Source organism: Sunxiuqinia rutila (genome assembly GCF_050589705.1).
Taxonomy (GTDB): domain Bacteria; phylum Bacteroidota; class Bacteroidia; order Bacteroidales; family Prolixibacteraceae; genus Sunxiuqinia; species Sunxiuqinia rutila.
Map to the genome: position 1 here is coordinate 58,975 of NZ_JBNGOT010000004.1, position 26,691 is coordinate 85,665.

23 protein-coding genes are annotated in these 26,691 nt (G+C 44.9%); 13 read left to right on the forward strand and 10 right to left on the reverse strand.

What is annotated here, in order from left to right; all coding sequences use genetic code 11:
* Positions 1 to 17 precede the first annotated feature (17 nt).
* Positions 18 to 587 (forward strand): elongation factor P, encoded by a 570-nt coding sequence (gene efp, locus ACRD6K_RS05725; protein ID WP_299578786.1) that lies wholly within the window; start codon positions 18 to 20, stop codon positions 585 to 587.
* Between the two features lie 42 nt (positions 588 to 629).
* Here the strand turns inward: efp and ACRD6K_RS05730 are convergent, their stop codons facing one another.
* From ACRD6K_RS05730 to ACRD6K_RS05750, 5 genes are all read right to left on the reverse strand, one after another.
* Positions 630 to 2,084, reverse strand: a complete 1,455-nt coding sequence (locus ACRD6K_RS05730; RefSeq protein WP_430972450.1) for an O-antigen ligase family protein — start codon at positions 2,082 to 2,084, stop codon at positions 630 to 632.
* On the reverse strand, positions 2,085 to 3,038 hold the full coding sequence (locus ACRD6K_RS05735; protein ID WP_430972451.1) for a Wzz/FepE/Etk N-terminal domain-containing protein: 954 nt from the start codon (positions 3,036 to 3,038) through the stop codon (positions 2,085 to 2,087). It abuts the gene before it with no gap.
* A 181-nt stretch (positions 3,039 to 3,219) separates the two neighbouring features.
* A complete protein-coding gene (tyrS, locus tag ACRD6K_RS05740) occupies positions 3,220 to 4,512 on the reverse strand; it encodes a tyrosine--tRNA ligase (protein WP_430972452.1) in 1,293 nt (430 codons plus the stop codon).
* Between the two features lie 193 nt (positions 4,513 to 4,705).
* Entirely contained in the window at positions 4,706 to 5,716 is a 1,011-nt protein-coding gene (locus ACRD6K_RS05745) for a DUF3667 domain-containing protein (protein WP_430972453.1), read from the reverse strand.
* Entirely contained in the window at positions 5,700 to 6,239 is a 540-nt protein-coding gene (locus ACRD6K_RS05750; protein ID WP_430972454.1) for a CvpA family protein, read from the reverse strand. The genes ACRD6K_RS05745 and ACRD6K_RS05750 overlap by 17 nt, the downstream gene beginning before the upstream one ends.
* A 183-nt stretch (positions 6,240 to 6,422) precedes the next feature.
* On the opposite strand from ACRD6K_RS05750, the gene ACRD6K_RS05755 reads away from it, so the two are divergent.
* Entirely contained in the window at positions 6,423 to 7,940 is a 1,518-nt protein-coding gene (locus tag ACRD6K_RS05755) for a GH3 auxin-responsive promoter family protein (protein WP_430972455.1), read from the forward strand.
* 61 nt (positions 7,941 to 8,001) lie between these two features.
* Complete coding sequence (locus ACRD6K_RS05760; RefSeq protein WP_430972456.1) at positions 8,002 to 8,616, forward strand: deoxynucleoside kinase; 615 nt, start codon at positions 8,002 to 8,004, stop codon at positions 8,614 to 8,616.
* Between the two features lie 116 nt (positions 8,617 to 8,732).
* Here ACRD6K_RS05760 and ACRD6K_RS05765 read toward each other — a convergent pair whose 3' ends face one another.
* Complete coding sequence (locus tag ACRD6K_RS05765) at positions 8,733 to 9,734, reverse strand: adenosine kinase (protein ID WP_430972457.1); 1,002 nt, start codon at positions 9,732 to 9,734, stop codon at positions 8,733 to 8,735.
* A 454-nt stretch (positions 9,735 to 10,188) separates the two neighbouring features.
* On the opposite strand from ACRD6K_RS05765, the gene ACRD6K_RS05770 reads away from it, so the two are divergent.
* From ACRD6K_RS05770 to ACRD6K_RS05815, 10 genes are all read left to right on the forward strand, one after another.
* Entirely contained in the window at positions 10,189 to 11,865 is a 1,677-nt protein-coding gene (locus ACRD6K_RS05770; RefSeq protein WP_430972458.1) for a hypothetical protein, read from the forward strand.
* Between the two features lie 44 nt (positions 11,866 to 11,909).
* Positions 11,910 to 12,776, forward strand: a complete 867-nt coding sequence (locus ACRD6K_RS05775) for a 4Fe-4S dicluster domain-containing protein (protein ID WP_430972459.1) — start codon at positions 11,910 to 11,912, stop codon at positions 12,774 to 12,776.
* Positions 12,769 to 14,001 carry an NrfD/PsrC family molybdoenzyme membrane anchor subunit gene (gene nrfD / locus ACRD6K_RS05780; RefSeq protein ID WP_430972460.1) on the forward strand — a complete coding sequence of 411 codons (1,233 nt, stop codon included), beginning with the start codon at positions 12,769 to 12,771 and terminating at the stop codon, positions 13,999 to 14,001. The genes ACRD6K_RS05775 and nrfD overlap by 8 nt, the downstream gene beginning before the upstream one ends.
* Positions 14,002 to 14,042: 41 nt before the next feature.
* Entirely contained in the window at positions 14,043 to 14,753 is a 711-nt protein-coding gene (locus ACRD6K_RS05785; protein ID WP_430972461.1) for a glycine cleavage system protein H, read from the forward strand.
* A 207-nt stretch (positions 14,754 to 14,960) separates the two neighbouring features.
* The gene (locus tag ACRD6K_RS05790) at positions 14,961 to 16,631 is read left to right on the forward strand and encodes an ATP-binding protein (protein ID WP_430972462.1); all 1,671 of its coding nucleotides are present in this window, start codon (positions 14,961 to 14,963) and stop codon (positions 16,629 to 16,631) included.
* A 12-nt stretch (positions 16,632 to 16,643) separates the two neighbouring features.
* Positions 16,644 to 17,987 carry a sigma-54-dependent transcriptional regulator gene (locus ACRD6K_RS05795; protein WP_430972463.1) on the forward strand — a complete coding sequence of 448 codons (1,344 nt, stop codon included), beginning with the start codon at positions 16,644 to 16,646 and terminating at the stop codon, positions 17,985 to 17,987.
* Between the two features lie 80 nt (positions 17,988 to 18,067).
* Positions 18,068 to 18,598 carry an archaemetzincin family Zn-dependent metalloprotease gene (locus ACRD6K_RS05800; protein ID WP_299578815.1) on the forward strand — a complete coding sequence of 177 codons (531 nt, stop codon included), beginning with the start codon at positions 18,068 to 18,070 and terminating at the stop codon, positions 18,596 to 18,598.
* Positions 18,599 to 18,750: 152 nt separating this feature from the next.
* Entirely contained in the window at positions 18,751 to 20,307 is a 1,557-nt protein-coding gene (locus ACRD6K_RS05805; RefSeq protein WP_430972464.1) for a pyruvate kinase, read from the forward strand.
* A gap of 131 nt (positions 20,308 to 20,438) precedes the next feature.
* Complete coding sequence (locus ACRD6K_RS05810) at positions 20,439 to 20,630, forward strand: cold-shock protein (RefSeq protein ID WP_299578819.1); 192 nt, start codon at positions 20,439 to 20,441, stop codon at positions 20,628 to 20,630.
* A 208-nt stretch (positions 20,631 to 20,838) separates the two neighbouring features.
* Positions 20,839 to 22,290 (forward strand): hypothetical protein, encoded by a 1,452-nt coding sequence (locus ACRD6K_RS05815; protein ID WP_430972465.1) that lies wholly within the window; start codon positions 20,839 to 20,841, stop codon positions 22,288 to 22,290.
* A 122-nt stretch (positions 22,291 to 22,412) separates the two neighbouring features.
* Here the strand turns inward: ACRD6K_RS05815 and ACRD6K_RS05820 are convergent, their stop codons facing one another.
* The 4 genes from ACRD6K_RS05820 to ACRD6K_RS05835 form a co-directional block, all read right to left on the reverse strand.
* Positions 22,413 to 22,847, reverse strand: a complete 435-nt coding sequence (locus tag ACRD6K_RS05820) for a hypothetical protein (protein WP_430972466.1) — start codon at positions 22,845 to 22,847, stop codon at positions 22,413 to 22,415.
* An 83-nt stretch (positions 22,848 to 22,930) separates the two neighbouring features.
* Positions 22,931 to 24,184, reverse strand: coding sequence for a cytosine permease (gene codB / locus ACRD6K_RS05825; RefSeq protein WP_299578825.1), 1,254 nt, complete (start codon positions 24,182 to 24,184; stop codon positions 22,931 to 22,933).
* A gap of 25 nt (positions 24,185 to 24,209) precedes the next feature.
* Positions 24,210 to 25,205, reverse strand: a complete 996-nt coding sequence (locus ACRD6K_RS05830; RefSeq protein ID WP_430972467.1) for a hypothetical protein — start codon at positions 25,203 to 25,205, stop codon at positions 24,210 to 24,212.
* A gap of 353 nt (positions 25,206 to 25,558) precedes the next feature.
* Positions 25,559 to 26,545: a 3-keto-disaccharide hydrolase gene (locus ACRD6K_RS05835; protein WP_299578829.1), complete on the reverse strand. Its 987-nt coding sequence runs from the start codon at positions 26,543 to 26,545 to the stop codon at positions 25,559 to 25,561.
* Between the last annotated feature and the right edge of the window lie 146 nt (positions 26,546 to 26,691).

Here is a 26,691-nt window from a genome sequence, read left to right on the forward strand (position 1 = left end):
CATTATAATTCAAAGATATGGCTAGTACATCAGATTTTAGAAACGGACTGACAATTGAATACAACGGACAGATTTTTACCATTGTACAATTTCAACATGTTAAGCCCGGTAAAGGTGCCGCTTTTGTGCGTACCAAATTGAAAAATGTTAAAACCGGGAAAGTGCTTGAAAACACCTTTAATGCCGGAGTAAAAGTAGATGTGGTTCGGGTTGAAAGAAGACCGTATCAATACCTGTATAAAGATGACATGGGGTGCAACTTCATGCACACCGAAACATTTGAGCAAATTTCACTGAATCCGGACATGATTGAAAACGCCGATTTGATGAAAGAAGGCCAAATGATTGAGGTAAACTTCCAGGCTGAAAATGAAACCCCACTGACTGCTGAGCTGCCTCCTTTTGTTGAATTGGAAGTTACTCAAACCATTCCTGGCGAAAAAGGAAACACAGCCAGTTCAACAGCGCTGAAACCAGCGACTCTTGAAACAGGTGCTGAACTGATGGTTCCTTTATTCATCAATGAAAACGACATCATTAAAGTCGATACCCGCGAACGCTGCTACAGCGAACGTGTAAAAAAATAAAACCTTCAGCAATGATTGAAAAGCCCGGGAAACCGGGCTTTTTTATTTTCCACTCAATTCAGCTTGCTGTTCTTTCGTTTTCCCGTCAAGCACAACCAAAATAGCGACAAAAGCCCAAAAGGGCACAGCCACCTTGTCGCTATCCAAAAAGTTGTTTAAAGTACCATGAACCAGGTAAGTGACTAAACCCAGCAATGTGCATAAAATAAGCATCCGCGTTTCCTTGTCTGATGCACGCGAATAAGCATGAATTCCGGTGTAAAGCACCACTGTAATCAAAACCAACAGACTGATCAGCCCGATGAAACCCGATTCAGCTAAAATCCCCAGGTACTCGCTGTGCGCATTTCCGCGATTGGCCGAGTTGGTGCTTATAATTGTCCGGTGCCTGGTTAACTGAAAGGGGGCATATTGAAACATGTAAGTTCCGGGTCCCCACCCCCACACCGGCCTTTCTTCAAACATACGCATCGCGCAACTCCACCGATTGATCCGCTCCAGATTGGAGGCATCGCTGGACACATTGGTCATCGACGAAACATGCGCCATTAAGTTAGCCGAAGACTCCTGATCATTGCGTTCCAGCATGCTGAGCAGCTGAGTCTGAAAAGTCAGTATCAGCGCAAGGGCAGTTAAGCCGGTAATCAACAACGGACGAAAGCGAATGCGCAGCTTCAGAATAGCCCAAACAACTGCTGCAGCCCCCAAGCTCAACCACGCAGCCCGGCTGTAGGACAACAGCAAAGCTGCCGAAAATAAAAGTAGAGCCAAAGCAGCCATCTTACGAAACCCTTTCCGGTAGCCCTTAAATAAGGTAACGCCAAGCAAAAAAGGAATGAAAAAGGCCAACATGGCACCATACGAGGTGTGATCTTTGTAAAAAGGGTTCATAACAAAATGGGCCGCTTGAACATTGTGAAAACCCAAGGCAAAATGCCGGGACCACGCATAGTAAATGACCAACACAAAAGCACTGCAATAAAGCCCTGCAAAACGATAAATGTTCGTTTTTTTCTGAAAGAGCAAAAAGCCCAGAAAGTAAAATGCGATCAAAAACCAAAGCTTCGACAACCAGTATTTTAAGGAAACCACCGGCATGCTACTGCTTAACGAGGTCAGCAGCATCCAGCCCAGATAAAAATACAGAGCCAGTGAAACCGGATGCCTGAGGATACGCTTATCAAAGGTTTGCTGCCTGGCCACCTGAAAGATAAACAAGATCAACACACCAAACAGCAAAGGCTCGGTGGGCAAATACATATCAAAAGGCAGGCCTTCAACCAAATCGTGCAACGGTAATGACAAAGGTGTTAAGAAAGCCACCAGCAGCAATAAGTTATCCATCCGCATAAAGGCTGTGAGCACAAAGGCCAAAGCAAAAGGTAATACATTAATCAACAGGCTTTGCTGATTAACCACAAAGTAGAAGTTGAGTGCCAAAAACAAAACAACAACCCCGTAAAAAATGACAAAACGAAATGATTTGGGAGACAACATCTAGCGGCTGGACAATTGAATTCCTTCAACACAAAAAATAGTAAGTAAGGCCAGTGCCTCAACCGCAAGCAGGCAAAACAACACGATTAACCAACGGATGGGGTAAGCTTTTTTATCAGCAGGAAATGGCTTTTCAATAACCATCGTGTAGGTTGAATTCTTTTCCGCCTCAATCAAGGCATTATCGTAGCGATTAGCCAGCGTATCGCGCTGAGCTTCCAGGCCAGCGAGTTCTTTTTGAAGCAGGAAAAAGCCCCCCCCCTGTTCTTCCAGGTTCGCTTTTAACTCTTTAATATCAGCCACCGAACGACTGCTGGCTCCCTCAGCCAGGGCCAGCAAATACCCTTGCGTTACCTGAGCGGCTTGAATCTCATAATCCAGCAAACCATATTCTTTTCTCAACGGCTCCATTTTTTCTGAAACCTCCTCAATCGCAATTCTTTTACGCTTCAGTTGTTTTAAAATGGTAGCCGCATTTTCGCGCGCCTTTTCCTGGTGAAGGGTCAAAATCTTGCGGTTGTAAAAATGGATTAGCGAATCGACCATGGCGCTGGCCACCACCGGTTCGGCATCAAGTGCCTTAATTTCAATCGACTCATACTCGGTCTTTTTACAACTTATTCGGTCATTGTACTCTTCCATGATTTTCGTCCGGTAAAAACGTTCAGCGGTTGAAATATCAAAGCGGGAAGTCAAATCAAACGCATCGATAAGCTGCCATTTCAGATCCGAAGAATTAAGCATCTCCAACATTTGCTCACTCTCCGACTCCTCTGAAAACGTGTTGGTATTGGTGGGATAAACCCGCGCCTGCGATTGAAACAGGGGTTGAATAAACAAAGGGGAAGAAAAGACAGCGGCTGCCAAAATAGTTACCACTCCAACAATAAGCAGGTGCAGTTTCCATTTCCAGACAATAGCCAACAGATTCTGGTTATCAAAAAAACTTCTCATAAACATTTAGGTGTTTGGTCTTTCTTTAAACGAATATACCCTTTGTTTTGTATAAATCGGGCACAAAAAAGCCCAAAATAAAAGGGTGTCTAAAAATCGTTTCCTTTGCTTTCAACAACTTAGTAGGTTCTACTAAATGAAACTGTTGAAAACGAAGCCGACTTGTTAGACACCCTTCTGCTTATTCAGCAATCAGCAAATAATAATTTTTCTTTCCTTTCTGAACCAGAATGTACTTATCACCAATCAGGTAATCTTCGTTGACAGACAACTCCTGATCCGTAACTTTATCCTTGTTAATGCTGAGTCCGTTTCCTTTAATGGTGCGTCTCAATTCTCCTTTTGAAGGGAAAACAGCTGCTGTATCGGCCAGCAAGTCCACCACGTTGATTCCCGCGGCAAGTTCTGCTTTAGAAACCACAAACTGAGGCACACCTTCAAAAACAGCCAGGAAGGTTTGCTCATCCAGTTTTTTCAGGTTTTCTGCTGTTCCGCGTCCAAACAAAATCTGAGAAGCCTCTACAGCCATCTCATAATCTTCGCGCGAGTGAACCATAACCGTAATCTCCTCGGCCAGTTTCTTTTGCAGCTCACGCTCATGTGGTGCTTGTTTGTGGCGAGCAACCAAATCAGCCACTTCATCACGGGTTAACAGCGTAAAAATCTTGATGTATCTTTCCGCATCCTCATCCGAAGTATTCAGCCAGAACTGGAAAAACTTATACGGAGAAGTCAGCTTGGCATCCAGCCACACATTGCCGCTTTCCGTTTTTCCAAATTTCGTTCCGTCGGCTTTGGTAATCAAAGGACAGGTCAAGGCAAAAGCTTCTCCACTTTCTTTGCGGCGAATCAACTCAGTACCGGTAGTAATATTTCCCCACTGGTCTGATCCTCCCATCTGCAGTTTGCAATTTTTCGAACGATACAGGTGTAAAAAGTCCGTTCCTTGCACCAATTGGTAAGAAAACTCGGTAAAAGACATTCCCACTTTGGCATCTTCTCCCAGCCGTTTCTTCACACTGTCTTTCGACATCATGTAATTCACCGTCAAATGCTTGCCAATATCACGAATGAACTCCAGAAAGCTGTATTCTTTCATCCAGTCGTAGTTATTCACCAATTCAGCCGAATTGGGTTCGCCTGAATCAAAATCCAGGAAGCGGTTCAACTGGGCTTTAATACAATTCTGGTTATGACGAAGGGTTTCTTCGTCCAGCAAATTACGCTCCTGCGACTTGCCCGAAGGGTCTCCAATCATTCCTGTTGCACCACCAATTAATGCAATTGGTTTGTGCCCGGCTAACTGAAGGTGCTTCAACATCATCACACCAACTAAGTGCCCGATATGCAATGAATCTGCCGTCGGATCAATTCCGACATAGGCCGTGGTCAGTTCTTTTTTTAGTTGCTCCTCAGTTCCAGGCATGATATCGTGAATCATGCCACGCCAGTTTAATTCTTCAACAAAGTTCATCTATAACTATTTGAATTAATGTTCTGTAATTTTTTCGATGGCCGAAAACCTCTTTTTCGCAGACAATGAAAATTGCAAGGAGTAAAAAGTGATTTGGTCCGTGAAATTTGGCAAAGATATAAAAATGAACCGTTAAGGGCTGAAGGTTCTGTTTAATATTTTAAGCTCCGATCCGGCTAGCCACTTCCTATGTTTACCCCAAGGCATTGATGAAAACCGCAACCAGCACAACAACTAGAATAGCGTGATAGATAAATCCGAGAAGCAGAAATTTGGCCAGCGTTTTCAGGTAAGTCTGCCCATAGAATTTTTTCAATGACCAATAACTATAAACCGGAATCAGCAGCAACAGCCACATAAAAAAGACTGCGACGGAGCTAGAAAGAAATAAGTGCCCGAGCACAACCACGCTTAGCAAGAAAAAAATAAACGCATGCAGATGCACGGAAAAAATTAAATGACGGACGTAAAAAACATGGTGCCGCACATAAATCAAGCTAAGCAGTAGGGCAAACACCGGCAGCAAAACAAAAAAGGCATAAGACAGGTATTGCAAAAACTTAGCAACCCGCTGATCCGGAGACCGAAGCATGGCCGCAACATCTGCCAGCTCCTTTTTTTCCGCCAAGTCCTCCGTACGTTCAGCTTCCTGTTCCAGCTGACTGGCCAAGCCATTCAACCCTTGTTTTACATTGGGAGCCTTCAGCAAATCATCATAGTTCAAGGCCACGGAAGACTCGTCTCCCATGCTCTGCTGCAACTCAATTTGAACTGAATCGAGCTTCGCATCAACCACCGAATCGAAAGCCGACGCTGCCTCCCACTCCTTCGCGATGGAGTATTCCAATGCAGTATTTAATCCCCTGTTGGTCATTACCTGCAGAAGCAGGAACAGAATAAAACTCATGAAAATATAAACACGGAAAGGAGGAGCATACCGTGCCCGGCGTCCTTTAAAAAATTCCTGCGTCAGAAAAGCAGGTTTGAAAATCAAATCGCGAAAAGTGCGGACAAAACGGGAATCAAAAGCCAGAAAATTGCCCAGAAAATCATAAAAAACAAAACCTACCGGACGGTCAAATTCGGAGGTAGACTGCCCGCAATTCGGACAGTAAAACCCTTTAAACACATGCGAACAGTTTGGGCAAGCATGTTCTTCCAGCTCGTCAAACGAAGGTTTTTCGCGTTTAAACCATTTTTTCATGTTCCTTTTGTTTTTGCGGTTCGAACAACCCCTCGTCCACATCGCCCAGGTTCAGAAAAGGAAACAGGGTAGGCAACAAATTTTTCACCGGCTCATACATCTGTGATTCCTCTTTCACATCCTTTGGAAGAATTTTTACGTTTTCATCCACTTCATCAAAAATCAGCAAAAGAACACTCAGGATCAAGGCCGACTTAATTACGCCAAAGAGAATTCCGGCCAACCGGTTTATAAAGCCCAGGGCAACAGCCGAAATAATGGTTTCAATAGCTTTACCCACCAAGTGAACCAGAATAACAATGATCACAAAAGTGACCAAAAAAGAAACCAGCCCGAGGTGATCTGATTGGTAATTGAACGTTTCAACAATGTAGTCTGCCGTGAAATGCGAAAAGTGGATAGCTCCCCAAACGCCCAATACTAAGGCAGCCAACGAAGCCACTTCGGCCACAAAACCTTTATAGAAACCACGAAATGCTGCAAGTATCAACAAAACAGCAAGAACAATATCAATGTAATTCACGCCGAGCGATTTAAGTAAGGAAACAAAATGTTGCTTTTCTTTTTCAGAAAAGATTTGAAGTAAAAATAGAAAAATATTTTTGCTGATCAGGCAATAGGTAGTCTCAAACAAAAAAGATAAATTTGATTCCTGCAGAAAAAGCAACCTGTAAGCGTGAGTATTTAACACCATAAAAAAACACGAATGCCATTTATCAATTCCGTCATCAACTGGATCAACTTTAAGCGCATCTATCAAATAGATCTTTTTAAAAAGCACCCCTTTGATGTTCAGTTGGAAGTATTTTTCAACTTGCTTGAAGAAGCACGCGACACCGAATTCGGGAAACAATATGATTTTAAAAGTATCCGTTCCGAACAAGAATTCAAGGAGCGGGTTCCCATTCGTTATTACGAAGATTTTGCCCCTTACATTGAACGGCTGCGGCAAGGAGAGAAAAACCTGCTGTGGCCCGGCGAAATCAAATGGTTTGCCAAGTCTTCAGGAACCACCAACGATAAAAGCAAGTTTATTCCTGTAAGCAAACAATCGCTTGAAGATGTTCACTACCGGGGAGCCAAGGATGTTTTTGCCCTTTACCTGAAAAACAATCCCGACTCAGGGGTTTTGTTCGGCAAAACACTCACCCTGGGCGGAAGCCAGCAGGTGAATAATTTCAGCAATAAATCCTACTATGGCGACCTTTCAGCCATCTTAATTGAAAACACGCCTTTCTGGGCCGAATTTATCCGTACCCCTTCCGTACAGGTCGCTCTGCTGGAAGAGTTTGAGGAGAAAATCGCCCGGATCATTGACGAAGCGCTGGATGAAAACGTCACTTCGCTGGCTGGCGTTCCATCCTGGTTTTTGGTTTTGCTCAACCGCATTCTCCAACACACGGGCAAAAGCAGCATCCTGGATATTTGGCCGAACCTGGAAGTCTTTATTCATGGCGGTATCAACTTTGATCCTTACCGCGAACAATACCAAAAGATTATTCCGTCGTCGGCCATGAATTACATGGAAACCTACAACGCTTCGGAAGGCTTTTTTGCCATTCAGGATGACCCGGACAGCAGCGACATGCTGCTGATGCTCGACTATGGCGTTTATTATGAGTTTATTCCGATGGAGAATCTGCACGATGAAAACCCGAAGACTCTGAGTCTTGCAGAAGTCGAGCTGGATAAAAACTATGCTCTGGTTATCAGTACCAACGGCGGCTTGTGGCGCTACATTATTGGAGACACCATTCAATTCACCTCCAAAAAACCATTCAAAATTAAAATTACCGGACGCACTAAACATTTCATCAATGCGTTTGGTGAAGAAATGATTGTTGACAATGCTGAGCAAGCCCTGAAAATTGCGACCGAACGCACCCGATCAATTGTGAAGGAGTACACGGCCGGACCAGTTTTCATGAAAGACGATCAAAAAGGAGCCCACGAGTGGATCATCGAGTTTGAGCAAAAACCGGAGGATTTGGATTATTTCATGGAAGTACTCGACGATTCGCTGAAAACACTCAACTCAGATTATGAAGCCAAGCGGCATAAAAACCTGACCCTGGAGAAACCTCATTTACTGGTAGCGAAACCAAATTTATTCTACGAGTGGATGAAGCAGCGGGGAAAAGTAGGTGGTCAGAACAAAATTCCAAGGTTGGCCAACAACCGGCAATATTTGGATGAACTGAAAGAGCTGCAGGAAAAAATCTAGCACAGGCTATTAATTCAGACAGCAAGACTAAATTTGTAAATCATAATTTAAAAACTATATCATGCACATCGCACTTGCAGGTAACATTGGAGCCGGAAAAACAACCCTGGCCGGCTTACTGGCTAAACACTATGGTTGGAACCCTCATTATGAGGATGTGGATGAAAATCCGTATCTGAACGACTTCTACGAAGACATGCAACGTTGGTCTTTCAACTTGCAAATTTACTTCTTAAACAGTCGGTTTTCACAAGTAATGGGCATTCAGAAATCAGGAGAAACCGTCGTGCAGGACCGGACCATTTACGAGGATGCCGAAATTTTTGCACCAAACCTCCATGCTATGGGCTTAATGTCCACCCGCGACTTTAACAACTACTCCACCTTGTTTCAACTGATGAGCCAATTGGTTAAAGCACCCGATTTGCTGATTTACCTTCGGGCGACGGTGCCCACCTTGGTCAATCAGATTCAACAACGGGGACGTGACTATGAAAACTCCATACGCCTGGATTACCTGAAACAACTGAATCAGCGTTACGAGGCCTGGATTAACCGTTACAAAGCAGGAAAACTGTTGATCATTAATGTGGATAACATTAACATCACCAACAACCCGGAAGATCTGAGCAGCGTGATTGATAAAATTGATGCCCAGATACACGGCTTGTTTTAATAGCGCCGGAATATGAAAGGCCACGGCTGCTCGTCTGGATGACAGCAACCGTGGCCTTTTTTATTTTTACTGAATCCGAGCCATCCCTAAAACGGCCCATCCGCAACTTCAGCAAGTCAATTGTTTTTCCAGCCCTCTACTTGTTCAAATATTCCCGGCCATTCCGCATCCGGAATTTTGGCCCCCAATACCTGAATTACCTTACTGGCCAGCAGCGAAGCCAGGTTTCCGCAGTTTTCAAGCGAAAAACCATGCGCCAGCCCAAATAAAAAGCCTGAAGCATAAACATCCCCTGCTCCTGTAGTATCCAAACTTTTCACTTTGGGCGTATCCACTTTTATGTATTGATTTCCGGCCTGAATCATCGAACCATCTTTTCCTACCTTTACCACAGCTACTTCACACTGCAAGGCAATTTGCTTTAAGGCTGCTTCGGGTTCCAATCCGGTGTAAGCCTTAGCCTCTTCTTCATTGGCAAAAACCACATCCACATATTCGTCTATCAGGTGTTTCAGAAAATCCAGGTTCGCTTCCACCACATTGAAACTTGCCAAGTCCAAGGCAATTTTCAGTCCCTGACTTTTCGCGAGCTTCAAGACTCCCTCAATCAATTCATGATTAAAAACCAGGTAGCCTTCAATATGAAGAAAGTCATAACCCGCAAACAAATTTTCCGACAAATCATCCACCACCAACTCACTGGCAGCTCCCAGGTAAGTACCAAATGTCCGCTCCGAATCCGGTGAAATCAAGGTAGCGGCTTTACCCGTTGGAATCTGACTGTAAAAAAGATGCGGCGCAATATGACTTTTCTCAAATTCATCTTTGAAAAAATGGCCCATTGAATCATCCGCAATTTTTCCGATAAATCCGGCTTTTCCTCCCAGTTGTGCTATAGCTCTTAACGTGTTCGCAGCCGAACCGCCTGTCTCAATTGAACGACTCAAGCCCTGAGTTGAGTCCAGTATCTTTTGCGACAAACCAGCATCAACCAAGGTCATGCTCCCTTTAGGCAATTGAAAATCATCCAGCAACTGGTCATCCTCCAGTTGAACCAGAATATCTACCAGGGCACTTCCGATACCCACAATTGTTTTTGGCTCCATAGTATTGTTCATGGCCACAAAAATAATGAAAATGCTGACTTAGCGACTCTTAAAAACATATGCCAGGCAATTAATCATGACTCTTCCAAACAAGAAAAGTGAACAAACTTGAACTCCAATGCAAAAATTAATTGATGCCTATTTCATTTATTTCTAATGAATTTCAAGCACTTCTCTTCGCAAAGTGTTGTTTAATTCAGCAGTATTGATTTTTTCAACACTTGACACAACTCACTAGCTCACTGCACAATAAGAAAATCCATAAAGCAAACTGTTGATTATATCAACAATACCCTCTGTTTAAGCAAACAACACACAAGCCCATAACAGTCTGACCATTTGCACTTTACGCGTGTTCTGTTTTATGGCATCCTATTTGGCTAATAGTGAAGCAAAACAGTCTAACAATTGACTAACAACCAATTACGACTAAGTAGAAATAGAAACCACACTTAATATCAACGTTATGAAAACCTTTTTAGCAACTTTTTTCACATTATCACTTCTACTGCACAGCATCGCTGGCTTTGGCTTGGTGGTGAGTGATCAACAAGCTGGAGAACAGACCGAGGCTACAAGCCTCCAACTGGTTAGTTCTCCTGAGCTACTGAACCTGACTTCTGACTGGGTGGCTAACTTTAAAAGCCAGCATCCAGATAAAGACATCACCATCCGTACAATGACTTCAGAAACAGCACTTACTGAAGATCAGCTCTACCTGACAACGCATCAGCCTCAGGTAATTCCAGAGGAAATCAGCTGGAAAATGATTATCGGCCATGATATTATTGTACCGATTATCCATTCAAACAACCCGCTTATTCAGGCAATTCAACAACAAGGCATTCATGCCGAAGATCTGGCTCAGCTGATTGTGGAGCATTCAAACTGGAGCCAGGTTCTCGAAGGCGCTCCCAGCCAATCTGCTCAAATATATCTGGTTGACCAAGAACAAATTCGAGCAAAACTTGCCAGTTACACTCAAGTGTCACCAGCTGACATTCAGGCAACGGCGTTTTCTTCAGCCGCCGAACTTCTTGCTGCAATGCAACAAGACGTAAATGCCATTGGATTCTGCAAATTGGCGGATGTAATCGCTTCAGACAACACCACATTTGCTTCAAACATCTGTATTCTTCCGATTGACAAAAACAGGAATGGACGCCTGGACCGCTTTGAAAACATCTACCAAAGTCCTGAAGCACTAACCCGTGGTGTTTGGCTGGGCAAATACCCTCGTGAACTGAGCACTGAGATTTATGCCATGGCCGTGTCAAAACCAGACCAGCAAAATGCGTTGGATTTCCTGAGCTGGGTCAATAACAACGGACAAGAACTGCTGGCCGCCTCAGGTTACAGCTATCTTTCCAGCCGCGAAAAAACGGCTAACATCGAAGCCTTAATTCAGCCCAACGCACAACCTACACCCGAGAACAACACTCCAGGCTTGCCCTTAGGATGGATACTCGCTGCAGCCCTGGTACTTGTTCTGTTTTTCGTTTACCGGCTTATTCATTCCAAACAAGAAGACCTGGCCGAAATTGGAAGTGACGACATTGAAATAACAACTGCTATGAATGAGGACGCGATTGAGGCTCCAGCCGGCCTGTTCTACGACAAAACCCACACCTGGGCCTTTATGGAACGCGACGGACTGGTTAAAATTGGCATCGACGACTTTTTGCAACACCTCACCGGACCTCTGACACAAGTCAAACTCAAAGAGCCCGGAACCGAAATTCGTAAAGGCGAAAAAATACTAACCATCATCCGCGAGGGCAAACAGCTGGAGATTCACTCCCCTGTTTCCGGAGTTATCAAAGCGCAAAACCAATCGTTGCTGAACGCTCCGGTTCAGTTAAACATTGCACCCTATTCCGACGGATGGGTGTATCAGATTGAACCTTTAAACTGGAGCAGAGAAGTACGCTTCCTATTTCGTGTTGACACTTACCGCGATTGGCTTGAGGATGAATTTACACGACTGAAAGATTTTCTGGCTCATGCAGCCAACACCAACACGCTGGCCTTTGAACACTTGGTCTTGCAAGATGGCGGCGAACTGACCGATAACGTTTTGGCAGACCTTGCCCCTGAAGTTTGGGACGACTTTCAAACCAAGTTCATCGACACCTCTAAGTAAACCATACGCTAAACGCTTATAATCACTATCCTAAAAACAGAGTTATGACAATCGATCGTAGAAAATTCTTCAAAAGCATTGCGATAACCGGCATGACCATTATCGGTGTCAATGCTTCGGGAGCGCCCAAGGCAAAGTCAGAGGATGAGGAGACCGAATTTTATGGAATTCTGTATGATTCAAGCATCTGCATTGGCTGCCAGGCTTGTGAAAAAGCCTGCGCCAAAGCCCACGGTCTACCCGAACCAACCGACAAGCCGGAAGTAGGTGTCGTTCGAAAAACCAGTGAGAACCAACGCTGCGTCCTCAACAGCTACGAAACCTCCCAGGGCGAAGTTTATGTACGCAACCAGTGCATGCATTGCAACGAGCCGGCCTGCGCCGCAGCCTGCCTCACGCAGGCCATGTACAAAACCAAAGAAGGCCCCGTCATTTGGCGTGAAGATAAATGCATGGGATGTCGCTACTGCATGATTTCGTGCCCGTTCGATGTTCCGAAGTTTGAATACGGAAGCACCAATCCGAAAATTCAGAAATGCGACATGTGTTACGACCGGATTATCAAAGGCGAAAAACCGGTTTGTGTTGAAACCTGTGGCGATGCCTTATTCTTTGGAACCCGCCGCGAGCTGGTTGCGGAAGCCCGACGCCGAATTGCCGAAATCCCTGAGCTCTATGTTGATTCAATCTACGGAGAACGCGTAGCCGGAGGAACCGGTTACTTATACCTGGCCCCAGTTGCGCCCGGCGAGCTGGGCTTCGATACCCGTATCCAGCCCTCGTCTTATCCAGCACTTACCAAGGGTTTTCTGTACAGTGTTCCTTCTGTCTTTATCCTTGTGCCTACCCTGCTGCTAGGTATTCACGAAGCTACTAAATCCAGAAAAACTAAAGACGAAAATCATGACTAGCCCAATAATTCCATTAACCAAAACAGCCAAAGATCAATCGACTTGGCGCTTTTTAATGAACGAGCTAAAACCCAGAGGAAAATGGCTGACACCTTTTAACCTGATCTCCATTCCGATCATCCTCGTGGGGCTGGCTCTTATTGTCATTCGCTTTACAGAAGGCCTGGGAGCCGTTTCCAACATCAATCAGGAAATCCCCTGGGGCTTGTGGAAAGGCTTTAACGTAGTTACCGGCGTAGCCTTTGCCGGTGGCGCCTATGTACTCACCTTCATCGTTTATATTCTGAAAGTGGATAAGTTCCACTCCATTGTCCGGGTAACCGTGCTGAACGGCTTTCTGGCTTACCTGTTTTACGCCGGAGCACTGGTGCTCGACCTGGGCAAACCCTGGAACATCTTCAACCCGATTATTGGCAATAACTTTGGAGCCAGCTCGGTACTGTTTCTCGTAGCCTGGCATTTCCTGCTCTACATTGTGGCTCAGCTCATTGAGTTTTCTCCGGCTGTAGCCGAATGGCTGGGCGCCCGTCGTGCCCACAAGCTGCTCTCGGGGCTGACTCTCGGAGCAGTTATTTTCGGAATCACGCTTTCAACCTTACACCAATCCGGTTTAGGGGCCCTGTTCCTTATGGCCAGCCAAAAAATTCACCCGCTCTGGTACAACGAGTTCATTCCAATTCTGTTTCTGGTATCCAGTGTGTTTGCCGGCCTATCCATGGTTATTTTCGAAGGGTCAATCAGTCAGCGGGTCTTCTTCCGAAAAATCAGCAGCAAGAACCGCGAATCACGCAATAACCTGGTGCAAAGCCTTTCAAAAATCTGTGCTTTTTCCATGTTTGCCTACCTGGCCATGCAATTCCTGGTTTTCATTCACGGACAACACTGGGATTTGCTCAACACACCCATGGGCTATTGGTTTCTGCTTGAAATGATTGGTTTTGTCTTTGTTCCGATGGCGCTGTTTTTCTATGCTTCCCGAAAGTCCAGCATTTTGCTGAGCCGCGTGGCCGCCATCATCACCATACTTGGCATTATTCTGAACCGTTTGAATGTATCGATCATTGCGTTTCGCTGGGATGCCGCGGTACATTATGTCCCCTCCTGGATGGAAGTGGTGGTTAGCATTACCATCATCCTCATTCAGATTTGGATTTTCCGCTGGGTTATCAGCCGGATGCCTGTGCTTGACGAATCGCCCAAGTGGGCACAAAAAGCCAGTCATTAGGCAACTGACGATTTTGAATTAACAACCTAAAATATACAATCATGGACGGATTTACATACACCAATATCTTTGCAACCAAAGGAATCGAGTACCTGGCCATCATTGGCTTTTTCCTCCTACTGGTTCCATTCTGGATGCTGCTGACCAGAAAATCAAAAACCTCCGGGCAGGAGCAACTGACTGGCAGACTGATTACCGCCAGCACGCTGCGTATTCCTCACGGAATTTTCTTCAGCAAGTTTCACAGCTGGGCTTACCTCGAAAAAAACGGAGCGGCAAAAGTTGGGCTTGACGACTTGCTGCTTCATCTTACCGGCGAGGTAAGCATTACGCACCTGAAACAACCGGGCGAAAAAGTGCAAAAAGGCGAATGGCTCACGCAAATTAACCACAACGGAAAAAGCCTGCGTATTTTCTCTCCCATCTCAGGCGAAATTAAGCAAATGAATGAGCTGCTAGCCGAAGAGCCCGGCCTGATGCGCGAAGATCCATATCGCCAAGGCTGGATGTACCAGATCAAACCCTCGAACTGGAAAGCTGACACCAATGCCCACTTTTTAGCCGAAGATGCCAGCAACTGGGCAGCCCAGGAACTGAGCCGCTTCAAGGATTTCCTGTCGGCTTCAGTCATGAAACACTTGCCCGACCCAAGCCAGGTGGTTTTACAGGACGGAGGAGAATTGGTCGACCATCCGTTGGCAGAACTGCCTCCGGAAGTATGGCATGACTTTCAGGAAAACTTCCTGACCTAAACAACCACCAAAAATACGCTTAAGCCTTAGTGCTTCTTGAAAGGAAACGGTTTTAGAGCGGTGTGCATGCCACATCGCTTTAGCCGTTTCTGATGATTTTAAATAACCGGATTTCATCATTTAGATGTTATATAACAAAATACAGAATTGAGTCTGGTTTCAATTTTCAACTAACTTCGTCCTAGTAACTAACTTTAGCCTGCACCCATGCCCTGGTTAAAAAAGATAGAACAAAAACAACGCGTTGGCAAACCTCTTGTGAATGGTTATGTCAAATTCCGTTCTTCCATCTACGGACGGGTTATCTTCATCATCGCCATTTCTTCCTTTTTCCTGTTTGTCTCCTTCGGAATTATTTTCCGGTCGGTGAATGAAAATTACATGAAATCGGTGATCAGTGAAAACGGCAACAACATTGGCTTTTTGGTCGAAGGGGCTTTGTACGATGCCATGCTGAAAAATGATCAGGCCTCGCTACAGCGAACGTTGGACCTGATCAACAACATGTCCGGGATTGACAATGTGAGCATGTACGACACCAACAACAACCTGGTGTACACCTCCATTTCGAGCAACTCGGCCAACCACAGCGACCCCGACTGCATCAGCTGTCACGAAGACTTTGCCCAAATGTTTTCGGCAGAAGAAAAATCCTACCGGATTATTGAGGCCAAAAGTGAGTGTATCATGAATCCGGACAACGACAGCATTCGTAATTTAATGATCAAATCTCCTATTTTAAACGATCCTTCCTGCCATACGGCGGCCTGTCATGCCCATAGCCCCGATGAAAAAGTACTGGGATCGCTGATGATTAAAATGCCGCTTGAGAAACTGGATAGTGCCCTGCAAGAGTCAACCACCGACTTTTTCCTGATGGCAGCACTGATGACCATTTTGCTCATCCTTTTTCTAATTCTGTTCACCGACAAAAAGATAAAAAAGCCTCTGAACCAGATTATCCGCGCGGCTGAAAAGGTGGCCAAAGGCGACAAAGACACCCGCCTGCGTATTAAGCCCAATTCGCTCTCCGACATGCGCATGGTTTCTTACGCCTTCAACGAAATGCTGGATAACCTGCACACAGCCAACACCGAGCTGCAAAATTGGTCCCAACAACTGGAATATAAAGTTCAGAAGAAGTCGGAAGAATTGGGGCAGGCGCAAAATGAACTCATCAACATTGAGCGCATTGCCTCGCTGGGGAAACTTTCATTATCCGTCGCACACGAAATCAACAACCCGCTGTCCGGCATTCTGATCTACACCAAACTCATTCACAAGCAGCTGAGCAACCCCCAGCTCGATCCGGAGAAGGTAAACAACATGCTCAAACACCTAAAACTGATTGAAAGCGAAACCAAGCGTTGCGGCGATATTGTAAAAGGGCTGCTCGACTTTTCCAAAAAAGATCAGGAAGGCTTTGAAGCCAAGCACCTGAACGAAATCTTGCGCGATACCGCCACCCTGATGAGCCACCCTATGAAGATCGCCAATATTCACTTTTTGGCTGATTTATCGGCCAAACAAGACCTGATCTTCTGCAGCCCGAACCAGATCAAACAAGCATGCATGGCTATTTTAGTCAATGCTTCGGAAGCTGTTGGAGAAAACGGCGAGATTACCCTTCGAACGCTCAACCCCGACCCGGAGACGATCCGGATTGAAGTGATTGACAATGGCGTTGGAATTGCCGAAGCCGACCTGCCTTATGTGTTTGAACCCTTTTTCTCGACTAAAGAAAAAGCCAGCGGAATTGGACTCGGTTTATCCATTGTGCATGGCATTATTCAGAACCATAAAGGAAAAACTGAAGCTCAGTCAGAACCCGGAAAAGAAACAACCATTGCCATCACCCTCCCATTAATAAAGACTTAATCAAGCTCAATCATGACACAAAAAATCTCCATACTCATTGTTGACGATGAAAGCTCCGTAAGAGACTCCCTGTACAATTGGTTTATTGAAGACGGCTACCAGGTAGATTGCGCCGAAGATGCCAAAGTCGCCTTAAACAGGTTGGAGTCTGAAACTTTCGACATTGTGCTGGCCGACATTAAGATGCCGGGCATGGACGGACTTGAAATGCTCAAGCGCATCAAAGCCATTCAGCAGGATGTCATTGTGATTATGATGACCGCCTTTGCCACGGTTGAAACAGCCGTTCAGGCTCTTAAAGACGGAGCCTTCGACTATGTAACCAAACCGTTTGACCCGGATGACTTATCGCACCTTATCCGCAATGCATCGCGGCAAATTACCCTGATGGAGGAGAATGAGGTTTTGAAGGAGAAAGTGGTGTCACTGGAAAATGTGGAAGACCTGATTGGCAAAAGTAAAGCCATGAACCAGGTATTTCGGGAAATCGAAAGCGTGGCTCAATCCAATGCTTCAGTCATTATTACCGGCGAAAGTGGGACCGGCAAAGAGCTGGTAGCACGCGCCATTCATGCCAACTCCCCACGAAAATACTTCCCCTTGGTCAGCGTTCACTGCGGAGCCCTGTCCGAAAGCCTACTTGAGAGTGAGCTGTTCGGACACGAAAAAGGCGCATTTACCGGAGCCGTTTACAACCGGAAAGGACGTTTTGAAATGGCCGACAACGGCACCATTTTTCTGGATGAAATTGCGACTATCTCCCCCAAAATGCAGATCGAATTGCTAAGGGTGCTCGAAAGCAAGAGCTTTATGCGCGTTGGTGGGAACAAAGAAATTAAGTCTGATTTCCGGGTGATTTGCGCCACCAACCGCGACCTGAAAACCATGGTGGACAATGGTGTTTTTCGCGAAGACCTTTACTACCGCCTCAACGTAGTCAACATCAACGTGCCCCCTTTACGCGAGCGTACCGACGACATCCCCTTGCTGGTCGACTACTTCATCAAGAAATACTGCAAAACCATGAACAGGGCGGTAATGACCATTGACCCGGCCGCCTTGAAGCGTCTGGAGGAATTCCCATTCCCGGGCAATATCCGTGAGCTGGAGAACATGATTGAGCGAGCCATTGTCGTTGGGAACGGCAAGAAAATCACCTTAAAAGATCTTCCCATCGACCGACCGGAAGCCAGTCCTTCATTCGAAAGCCTGAACGATATTGAAAAGCATCATATTCTTCAGATTCTGAATAAGTACAATTGGAACATTTCGGCTTCGGCCAAAGCGCTGAAAGTGGATCGGGTGACTTTATACAATAAGATCAAGAAATATCAACTTAAGCAGGCAAACAATTGAGCATTCAGCAAAAAGATAGGGCAAACATGTCCCGACGATACGGACAAAACCACCTGCTTGCTGCTTAAACCGACGGATACATGAAGCCGGAGAACATCACACTAATTTCATTTGGGTATTTCGAGAAACGATTTCTCGGTGAAATCATGTATGATGTCGAACGGGAATTCCGCATCCCGGTTATTGTCCGCGAAGGTTATCTGGACCTAAGCCTTTACTTTGATCCTGCGCGCCGCCAATACAACGGAAATCGCCTCCTTCAGGATATCAACCAGCAATTTGCTTCTGATGAAACCAAAACACTCGCCGTTTTCAATGTCGATCTATACATTCCGATTCTCACCTTCATTTTTGGCCAGGCCTTTTTAAACGGCCGTTGCGGCATTGCTTCGGCATACCGACTTCGTAACGAACGCTATGGCATTGCGCCCAACGAGCCTGTTTTTGTAGATCGTTTGCGAAAGGAAGTGATCCATGAGTTGGGGCACGCCTTTGGCCTTATCCACTGCCTTACCCCGACTTGTGTCATGCGTTCGAGCACCTACGTGGAAGACATTGACCAAAAAGGCTGGTCATTTTGTCCCAAGTGCAGGAAACAGCTGGAAGGCTGACCCCGGCAAAAGCTCCCGAATTCCGGGGCAGAGGTACTTGAAAAGAACCAACACCGATAGTAAGACCTAAAAGTATTCTTATCTTTATGTTTTATTTTCAAACGGATAAATAGTGGCAAAACACCCGAACACAAAAAAGTAATCGTCTGAATATGAAATCTATTGATGTTGACAAATTAATCCTTCGGTTGATGAGGATCAGGGAGGCGATTCTCTCATGCGAAGAAAATTATGAACCGATGATCCAGTCGGTGCATCCGAATTACCAATACAGCGTACGCAATTTCATTCGCTACCTGAAACTACGCACCTTTGAACTCCGGGAGATTCAGGAGGAACTATCGGCCATGGGACTCTCTTCCATTGGTCACTCGGAACGCTATGTTTTAGCCAACATCGAAAACATCCTTTACTTTTTGCACTTGTACCAGGGGAAAAAATTCCAGGGGAAATACGATCTGGGCGAGCACCCGGTTAACTACTTCCGGAGTAACGATGTACTGGAAAATAACTCCACCCGCTTGCTGGGAAAAAGCAACCAGTCGCTCAACACGCGTATTATGGTTACTTTACCTTCGGAGGCCGCAACTGATTACGAACTTGTCAAACGATTGATTAAGCTGGGGATTGAAGTTGCGCGGGTAAACTGCAGCCACGACACACAGGAAGATTGGGAAAAGATGATTGCACATGTCCGGCAAGCTTGTCGGGAAACAGGTCAGGAATGCCGCATTTACATGGACTTGCCCGGCCCGAAAATGCGAACAGGCCCTGTCAAGATGAAAAAAAAGAAAAAGAAGAAGAAAAAACAGATCAATTATCTGACTTTGCATAAAGGCGATCATTTGCACGTGTATCGGGAAGAAATTCTGGGACGCGATGCCCAATACTCCGCTGACGGAGAACTGATCGCCCCTGCCCAAATTGCAATTGCCTCTCCTATTCAGTTTTCCGACCTGAACGTGGGTGAACACATCTGGTTTGACGATGGCAAAATCGGAGGAGTCATCAGCGCAATCACCGCGGAATACCTCGATGTGGAGATTGTGCGGGCTAACATTGAAAAGGGAAGTAAGCTTCGGGCTGAAAAAGGAATTAACCTCCCTGACTCAAAGCTAAACCTGCCTTCCCTATCCTCCGACGACCTCAGCTTTCTACCTTTCCTAACTGAACAGGCCGACATCATTGGCTATTCATTTGTACGCCAGGCCGCCGATGTGATTGCCCTTCAGAAACAGCTGAAAAACTACGGAAGAGCAGACATTGGGCTGGTTCTAAAAATTGAAAACAGCGATGCTTTTGAAAACCTTCCCGAGCTGTTGATCACCGCCATGCGCAATCCCAATATCGGAGTGATGATTGCTCGCGGCGACCTGGCTGTTGAACTGGGAGCTGAACGCATATCTGAAGTTCAGGAGCAAATTCTGTGGCTGTGCGAAGCCGCTTTCATTCCCAACATCTGGGCCACCCAGGTTCTTGAGAAGCTGTCGAAGGAAGGCGTTGCAACCCGCGCCGAAATTACGGATGCCTCCATGGCAGCCCGTTCGGAATGCGTAATGCTTAACAAAGGAGATAACATGCAGGAAACCGTGCAAATTCTGTATAACATTCTGCATCGTATGGAAGCACATCAATATAAAAAGAAAGGAACTTTACGCGCTTTGCGGGTGGCTGAGGGTTTTCTATCGAAAAAGAATCTCCCCCTGTGAAACAAAAACAACTTGCAATGCTTGACAAATGAAACGACCTGACTAAGTCCAGCGCAGGTGTTTTTTGGGTAATCTATGCAAGATTCCCAATAATTAACCTTAACTTGCACGGTATTAAAACTATTCATATCATGAACAAAGGAACAGTTAAATTTTTCAACGAATCCAAAGGTTTTGGATTCATCAAAGATGCCGATTCATCGCAAGAATATTTCGTGCATTCATCCGGGTTAATCGACAATATCGGAGAGAATGACGAAGTAACCTTTGAGTTGCAAGAAGGCAGAAAAGGATTAAATGCAGTCAATGTTAAACTAGCTTAGTTTAAAATAAACTTACCATTTAAAGATCTTAAGTCCCATTAAACATGGGACTTTTTTTTATCTCATTTTCAGACCGATTTTTAAATTTACACCGACAAAAAACAACTGATTTAAAGCATGTTTATCTATCCAGTTCATCTCTGAAATGAATAATGGTACAGGTTTTGTATTTTCACTGGAAACAGATCATTAATTAATACATAATGTCATGAAAAAATCAATCATCATATCCCTACTCGCACTGTTTATAGCAGCAACGAGTACCGTTCAGGCAAAAAACTACCCGAATGAATACCTCGGACTGCCTGGAGACAACCTCAACCTCTACGCCACCATGAAGCTTTTTCAGGAATCAGAAACTCTTGAAGATTTTGAACGAAGTTTGAATGATGAAAATTCACGCATCAACAACCTCGACCTGAACGGCGACCGAATGGTGGACTACCTGATGGTAATTGATTATGTTGACGGACATGTCCACAACATTGTTTTGAGAGCCGCCTTGAACCAGAATGAAACACAAGATGTGGCAGTTTTTACCGTTGAACGTTTCAATGACGGATCAGCCCGCATTCAATTAATTGGCGACGAAGCGCTTTATGGCCCCAATTATATTGTTGAACCCATTTATGCCGACAACCAGGAAAGACCCAACCCCGGCTATATCGGAAACTCAACCGTTGTCGTTGAACGTCCGTCCATGGTTGCTGTTACCACTTTTCAGGTGGCTGCCTGGCCCGTTATTCGGTTCATTTACCGTCCGAGCTACGTAAGCTGGCATTCATCCTGGCGATGGGGCCATTACCCTTCCTACTGGCGGCCATGGCGCCCCTATTACTGGCATACTTACTATGGGTACCATACCCACTATCACAACCATTACTATGCGCACTACCGGCATTCGCACCATCATCATTACAAACATTACAACAAATTTTACTACAGTCGTGTCCGGACTTATTCTCCGAGGGTATCGGCCCGAATAAAACAAGGAAGCTACCGGAAAACCTATTCGCGTCCGGACCTGAGAAGAAAAGGAGATGTACTTTACAAGCGAACAGCTCGCAAAAATCAGCGATCACGCGAAAACTATTCGGATAGCAGGCGCAGAACATCCAGCTCATCTGTGAGCAGCCGGCCAGTTAAACGGAACAGTTCCGTATCTCATAAACGATCGGGCTCGAGCACAACAACACGGGTAAGCCCAAACTCTTCCGTAAACAGAAGAAGCAGTGTAACACGCAAGTCATCAACCGTTCAGCCCAACAGGTCAGTTAACAACTCGTCTTCAGGACGCAACACCAAGGTATCACGTAGAACGAGTCCAAGCAGTAATTCGACTTACAGAAGTGGCACCAAGTCTTCGGTGAAGAAGCAAAGTCGGCCATCTCCGAAATCAACAACAATAAAGACAAACCGGACAACACGTTCGTCTTACAGCAAGCCCAGCAACAGTTCTTCCAAACGGTCATCCACTTCGGTTTCAAGAAAGTCGAATTCCCAACCGAAGAGCTCTTCAAGGTCGGTAAGATCCCGAAGTTCTTCATCAAAGCCTAAAGCAACGGTTCGCAGCAGCAGCTCCAGCAGCAAGACATCAAAAGCTGCATCGAAAAGCAGGCAATCACGGAGTTCTTCCAGCAAGCGATCCGGACGTAGGTAAATCCGAAAAACATAAAAAAGCCGATCCATTTCTGGATCGGCTTTTCTGTGCTTCCAAGTCAAGCTTTACGCGCTAAATAATAATCGCTTTGAGGATAAAACCGGCCTTCGGTCTTGCCGTTTTTAACGAATCAAAGCAAGGTCTTCATCAATAACCTCAGGATTAAAAGCCAGCAATTCATCCGTATACAGCATCTCCGGCACCGGACGATACAGAATGATGCGTTTATTCAGAACATGAGCAAATCCCATTTCCAGAAAGGTATTCCCTCCAATGTAGTTGGCAATGCCCTTTTTATCAAAGTTCAAAACCAAAATCCCATCGGCCATTTTTATCTTCTCAAAATAGCTCCGAATGACATCATGCTCAATCTTTCGCCGGGCACTTTCACCCGCATTGGTTTTCTCGGCAAAATAGTCCTCCAACGTGAGCTCACCGGCTATAATTTGCTGGCTGGTCAAAGGAATATCCACCGTATGCCCCAACCGGGTTAACTCCTGTGCCACCTGCGCTATTTGTAGCGTAAAATCAATACTTGAACAGATAACAATATGCATATCAAACTTATTTTTTTTCAGAATACAAAACAGGCTTCCTGTATTTATCTATTCAACAAGAAACATGCGCAGCTTGCTGTGCGCTAAGCCTTGTCCGCAATCGTTTTGGTTTTAAGAATCACCTTTTCGATGATCACATAAGCGACAATAGACGTAAGCACACTATTTACCGGAGCAACTCCCGGCAAAAAAGTAGCAGCTAAAACACCCATTCCCCACGCCACAACGGCTGACCAGCGAAATTTAGTGATCGTCTTCTCGGCTAATTTGGCATATTTCATTTTATGCACCAGGTAGAAGTCGGCAATGAGCACCCCGCCAATGGATGGCAACATGGTATTCAATACATTCAGGAAGCCGACAAAGTTGTTGTACAAATAAAGGGCAAGCAAAGTCCCGACAACACCATTGACAATTACCATTACTTTTTTAGGCAAACGGGTAATGTTTGAAAAACCTAAGCCTGATGCATAAAGTGCATTGTCATTGGTTGTCCAGATGTTTAAGCCCAAAATTATCATGGCCCAAACAATCATTCCCTGCTGCATTAAAACATCACTAATATCAGACTGCTGATAGAAAGCGGAACCAACCGCCCCAAACAAAAACATTAACGAGTTACCCACGAAAAACGCAATCAGCGTGGTTGATACGGCAATTTTGCTGTTTCTTGAAAATCGGGTAAAGTCAGGAGTTAAGGTGCCACCGCTAATAAAAGAAGCGACACAAATACCAATTGCAGCATAAAGTGTAATCGGATTTGATGGAACAATATCGAACCAAGCCTCTGTACCACCAAAATCATTAAAGGCCTTACCAACCGACATTAAACCCAAAAACGTGATGGAAGGAACGGCAATAAAACTAAGTATTGTCAAGGCTTTGATTCCAAACCAGGCCGTAGCGGTCATAATGAATCCAGAGACAATAACCAGCATGTAAATATTTAAGCCAGTTACTTTTTGCACCGGAATAGCAAACATGGCTACACCAACACCGAACCACCCCACTTGCGTAATTCCCAACAAAAACGAGGGTAATATGGAACCGCGTTCGCCAAAAGAATAACGCGCCAACAGGTGAGTGGACAAATTGGTTTTGGAGGCAATAAAAGCAAGTAAGCCTGTGTAAATTCCTAAAATAAGGTTTCCAAACAATACGGCTGTAATAAAATTAGCGGCCGTTAATCCTGCTCCCAGGTTTCCGCCAGCCCACATACTGGCTGAGAAAAATGTGAAACCCAGCATAACAACCAGCATGGGCCAAAATCCTTTTTGATTATTTTTATCAACAGGCGACAATGAAAAGTCATGGTCAAAGTGTGTCGTCTTTTCCATTCTTATATAGTATAGTTTGAATTGATTATGAATTTGCAATAGTTTTCAACTTATCCAGCTGACAACGGGCCACTTCCAGCAGACTAACATCGGCGAACCGGCTGGCATCAAGCTCCGGGAAACGTTCACTGAGCAGCTGAGTAAAAGTTCTGCCCCGGCGGGCCATGGTATGCACCTGCTCCCAATATTCAATCACATCTTCCAGGTATTCAGGAAGCCAAAAAGCCCGCGACCCGGCATCGTAAATCACACAGCGCTCAATAGCATATGCCGGCGCTTCGTACTGACTTTCGATAAACTCCGGCGTCATTAACGCATCGCGTTTGACCAAGTCGGTTCCGGTAAGTTTTATCGTCAATGGCGATGAAATGGTTGGAACGGAAAAACGTCCTTCAATGTAACAGAGGGTAGTTGATTGGTAGCCTTCAAATTTCTCGCGGCACAGGGCATCCACTTTTTCCAAAATTTCTTCCGTACGCTGTCCTCCAAAAGTGAAAAACAGAATCGATTCAATATTGATGTTGTTCATTTCGGCTTGTTTTACCAAGGCCTCCAAGCCAAACTCTAGGCTGGTTCCGGTAGCCACAACATCGCCAATGACAATTTGTGCCGATGGAGGCATGTAAACTTTTTGGTAATCGCTTTCAATAATATGCCATTCTTCCGATTCCGGATTCCTCCGCGCACGCTGGGCACTGATAAACGACGAGCCATGCAAATTCCAGCCAAAAGCATCTGCAATAGCCTGACGCAAGCCAAAATTCAATCCTCCGCGCAAAATGTTAAAAACAATGGTTTTTCGTTCTTCCAGTTTAATCACTTGCTCTTCCTGCATACTTTTTAAAGCCAGCGAACAGGCTCTTCCTAACTTTTGCGTGTAATCAACCCCCATAACGGTTGAATCATTGCAAATTGCACGCGTTTCAGCACTGGAAACAAGCAAGCGGTTGACACTTGTTTTCCCTTCTTCCTCAATTTGATAGATCGAAGAATTGTTATTCGTTGAAATTCTATTCAGCATTTCTAAAAGATTTAGTATGTAATCGGGAGAAACAGGAGACCAGAGAACGGTCTCGAAGAGTGCCCCGAGTATTCAGAATTACCCTCTAAATACCGGACCACAAAAGTGCTTTTTATTAATTAAAAATCAAAAATTGATGTTCTTAAACAGCTCCTTTAGATCATCTCTTACCCTTTTATTAACAAGAAGACAAAAATGCCTGTCTTTGAGATTTCGTCAGCCCAGACATCAAGGCGTTGAGCAAAAAAAAGGCCAATCATCGTCTGATTGACCTTTTTAGCTCTCCAACAGTGGTAATATGCACCTGTTTGCAACAACTCCACGTTTAAAGAAAACAATTTTTACAACACCACTTAGTTGACAGCGGGTGTAATCACAAATTTGCGGAACTCGATGGGGCCATGATCACCTTGCACCATGATGGGGCCCGGTTCTCCCTCTTTGCTATCAAGCGAACCACCTGTAATTCCAGGGATTGGACGGTTCGAAACCGTTTCAATACCGTTATGAACAACCGTTACATGGCGACCAACAAGCGTGATTTCGTAAGTTTGCCATTCGCCCGGTTTTTTAGCGGCATTAACCGAAGGAGCAATAAATCCGTAGATACCACCAATACTTACCGCATCAGCTCTTCCTTTTGAATCTTCAATTTGAAGTTCGTAACGGCCACGTAGATAAATTCCACTGTTACTTCCTTCCGGATAGCGGAATTCGACGCTAAGTTTGAAATCGTCAAATTTCTGATTGGTAACCAGGTTGCCACCTTTTTCTGTGTTCACCATAACACCGTCAATCATCCGGAACTTATTGTTCGCTGGAATGATCCATTTGTCCATGTTGTCCGTAAGCAGGTTAATCGGATTTCCCCAAATTGCTGGCTCTGTTCTTTCCAAAGAAGGCGCACGAACACCAGTCCATTTCAGTTTGTTGCCATCAAGTACTTTATATCCGGTCAACACATCGTCTTTTATCGTAAATTCAAAATAGATGTCATCAATATCCATCCATTGTGGTGGAATGGTAAAATGATATTTATCTTCACTCGCTGAATAATGAATTTCTGCAATTGGTCTTGCACTTCCTTCGTATCCTACATAATATCCTACAAGTGTTGAGAAACCAGACAATTTAATTTCCAACCAACCGGGGAAACCATCCGAGGCCATTAAACCGTGTCTGAAAATTCCGAGATTCTCTAATTGTTCTTTCTCCATGGTGATCGTAAGATCCCATTTCCCAATCACATTCGAATCGCTTTCAACACGCTGTGCCTGCACCGAAACGAAGCTAGTTAAAGTAAATACAAAAAGTAATAGGAATGTTTTTAGTTTTTTCATGATACTATTCTGTTCGATTAATAAATGTGAATTTTTTGTTTACGTACAAATCTACTTAAAAAACTACTTCAGAATAAATCACAATATCCGAATCGGGTGTGTATTTGGAATTATTTACTATTTGTTGGAGGTTTCTCAGACTTTCA

Coding starts and splice junctions, on each gene's coding strand:
- efp (WP_299578786.1), top strand. CDS start 18: ATGGCTAGTACATCAGATTTTAGAAACGGACTGACAATTGAATACAAC.
- ACRD6K_RS05730 (WP_430972450.1), bottom strand. CDS start 2,084: ATGTTGTCTCCCAAATCATTTCGTTTTGTCATTTTTTACGGGGTTGTT.
- ACRD6K_RS05735 (WP_430972451.1), bottom strand. CDS start 3,038: ATGAGAAGTTTTTTTGATAACCAGAATCTGTTGGCTATTGTCTGGAAA.
- tyrS (WP_430972452.1), bottom strand. CDS start 4,512: ATGAACTTTGTTGAAGAATTAAACTGGCGTGGCATGATTCACGATATC.
- ACRD6K_RS05745 (WP_430972453.1), bottom strand. CDS start 5,716: ATGAAAAAATGGTTTAAACGCGAAAAACCTTCGTTTGACGAGCTGGAA.
- ACRD6K_RS05755 (WP_430972455.1), top strand. CDS start 6,423: ATGCCATTTATCAATTCCGTCATCAACTGGATCAACTTTAAGCGCATC.
- ACRD6K_RS05760 (WP_430972456.1), top strand. CDS start 8,002: ATGCACATCGCACTTGCAGGTAACATTGGAGCCGGAAAAACAACCCTG.
- ACRD6K_RS05765 (WP_430972457.1), bottom strand. CDS start 9,734: ATGAACAATACTATGGAGCCAAAAACAATTGTGGGTATCGGAAGTGCC.
- ACRD6K_RS05770 (WP_430972458.1), top strand. CDS start 10,189: ATGAAAACCTTTTTAGCAACTTTTTTCACATTATCACTTCTACTGCAC.
- ACRD6K_RS05775 (WP_430972459.1), top strand. CDS start 11,910: ATGACAATCGATCGTAGAAAATTCTTCAAAAGCATTGCGATAACCGGC.
- nrfD (WP_430972460.1), top strand. CDS start 12,769: ATGACTAGCCCAATAATTCCATTAACCAAAACAGCCAAAGATCAATCG.
- ACRD6K_RS05785 (WP_430972461.1), top strand. CDS start 14,043: ATGGACGGATTTACATACACCAATATCTTTGCAACCAAAGGAATCGAG.
- ACRD6K_RS05790 (WP_430972462.1), top strand. CDS start 14,961: ATGCCCTGGTTAAAAAAGATAGAACAAAAACAACGCGTTGGCAAACCT.
- ACRD6K_RS05795 (WP_430972463.1), top strand. CDS start 16,644: ATGACACAAAAAATCTCCATACTCATTGTTGACGATGAAAGCTCCGTA.
- ACRD6K_RS05800 (WP_299578815.1), top strand. CDS start 18,068: ATGAAGCCGGAGAACATCACACTAATTTCATTTGGGTATTTCGAGAAA.
- ACRD6K_RS05805 (WP_430972464.1), top strand. CDS start 18,751: ATGAAATCTATTGATGTTGACAAATTAATCCTTCGGTTGATGAGGATC.
- ACRD6K_RS05810 (WP_299578819.1), top strand. CDS start 20,439: ATGAACAAAGGAACAGTTAAATTTTTCAACGAATCCAAAGGTTTTGGA.
- ACRD6K_RS05815 (WP_430972465.1), top strand. CDS start 20,839: ATGAAAAAATCAATCATCATATCCCTACTCGCACTGTTTATAGCAGCA.
- ACRD6K_RS05820 (WP_430972466.1), bottom strand. CDS start 22,847: ATGCATATTGTTATCTGTTCAAGTATTGATTTTACGCTACAAATAGCG.
- codB (WP_299578825.1), bottom strand. CDS start 24,184: ATGGAAAAGACGACACACTTTGACCATGACTTTTCATTGTCGCCTGTT.
- ACRD6K_RS05830 (WP_430972467.1), bottom strand. CDS start 25,205: ATGCTGAATAGAATTTCAACGAATAACAATTCTTCGATCTATCAAATT.
- ACRD6K_RS05835 (WP_299578829.1), bottom strand. CDS start 26,545: ATGAAAAAACTAAAAACATTCCTATTACTTTTTGTATTTACTTTAACT.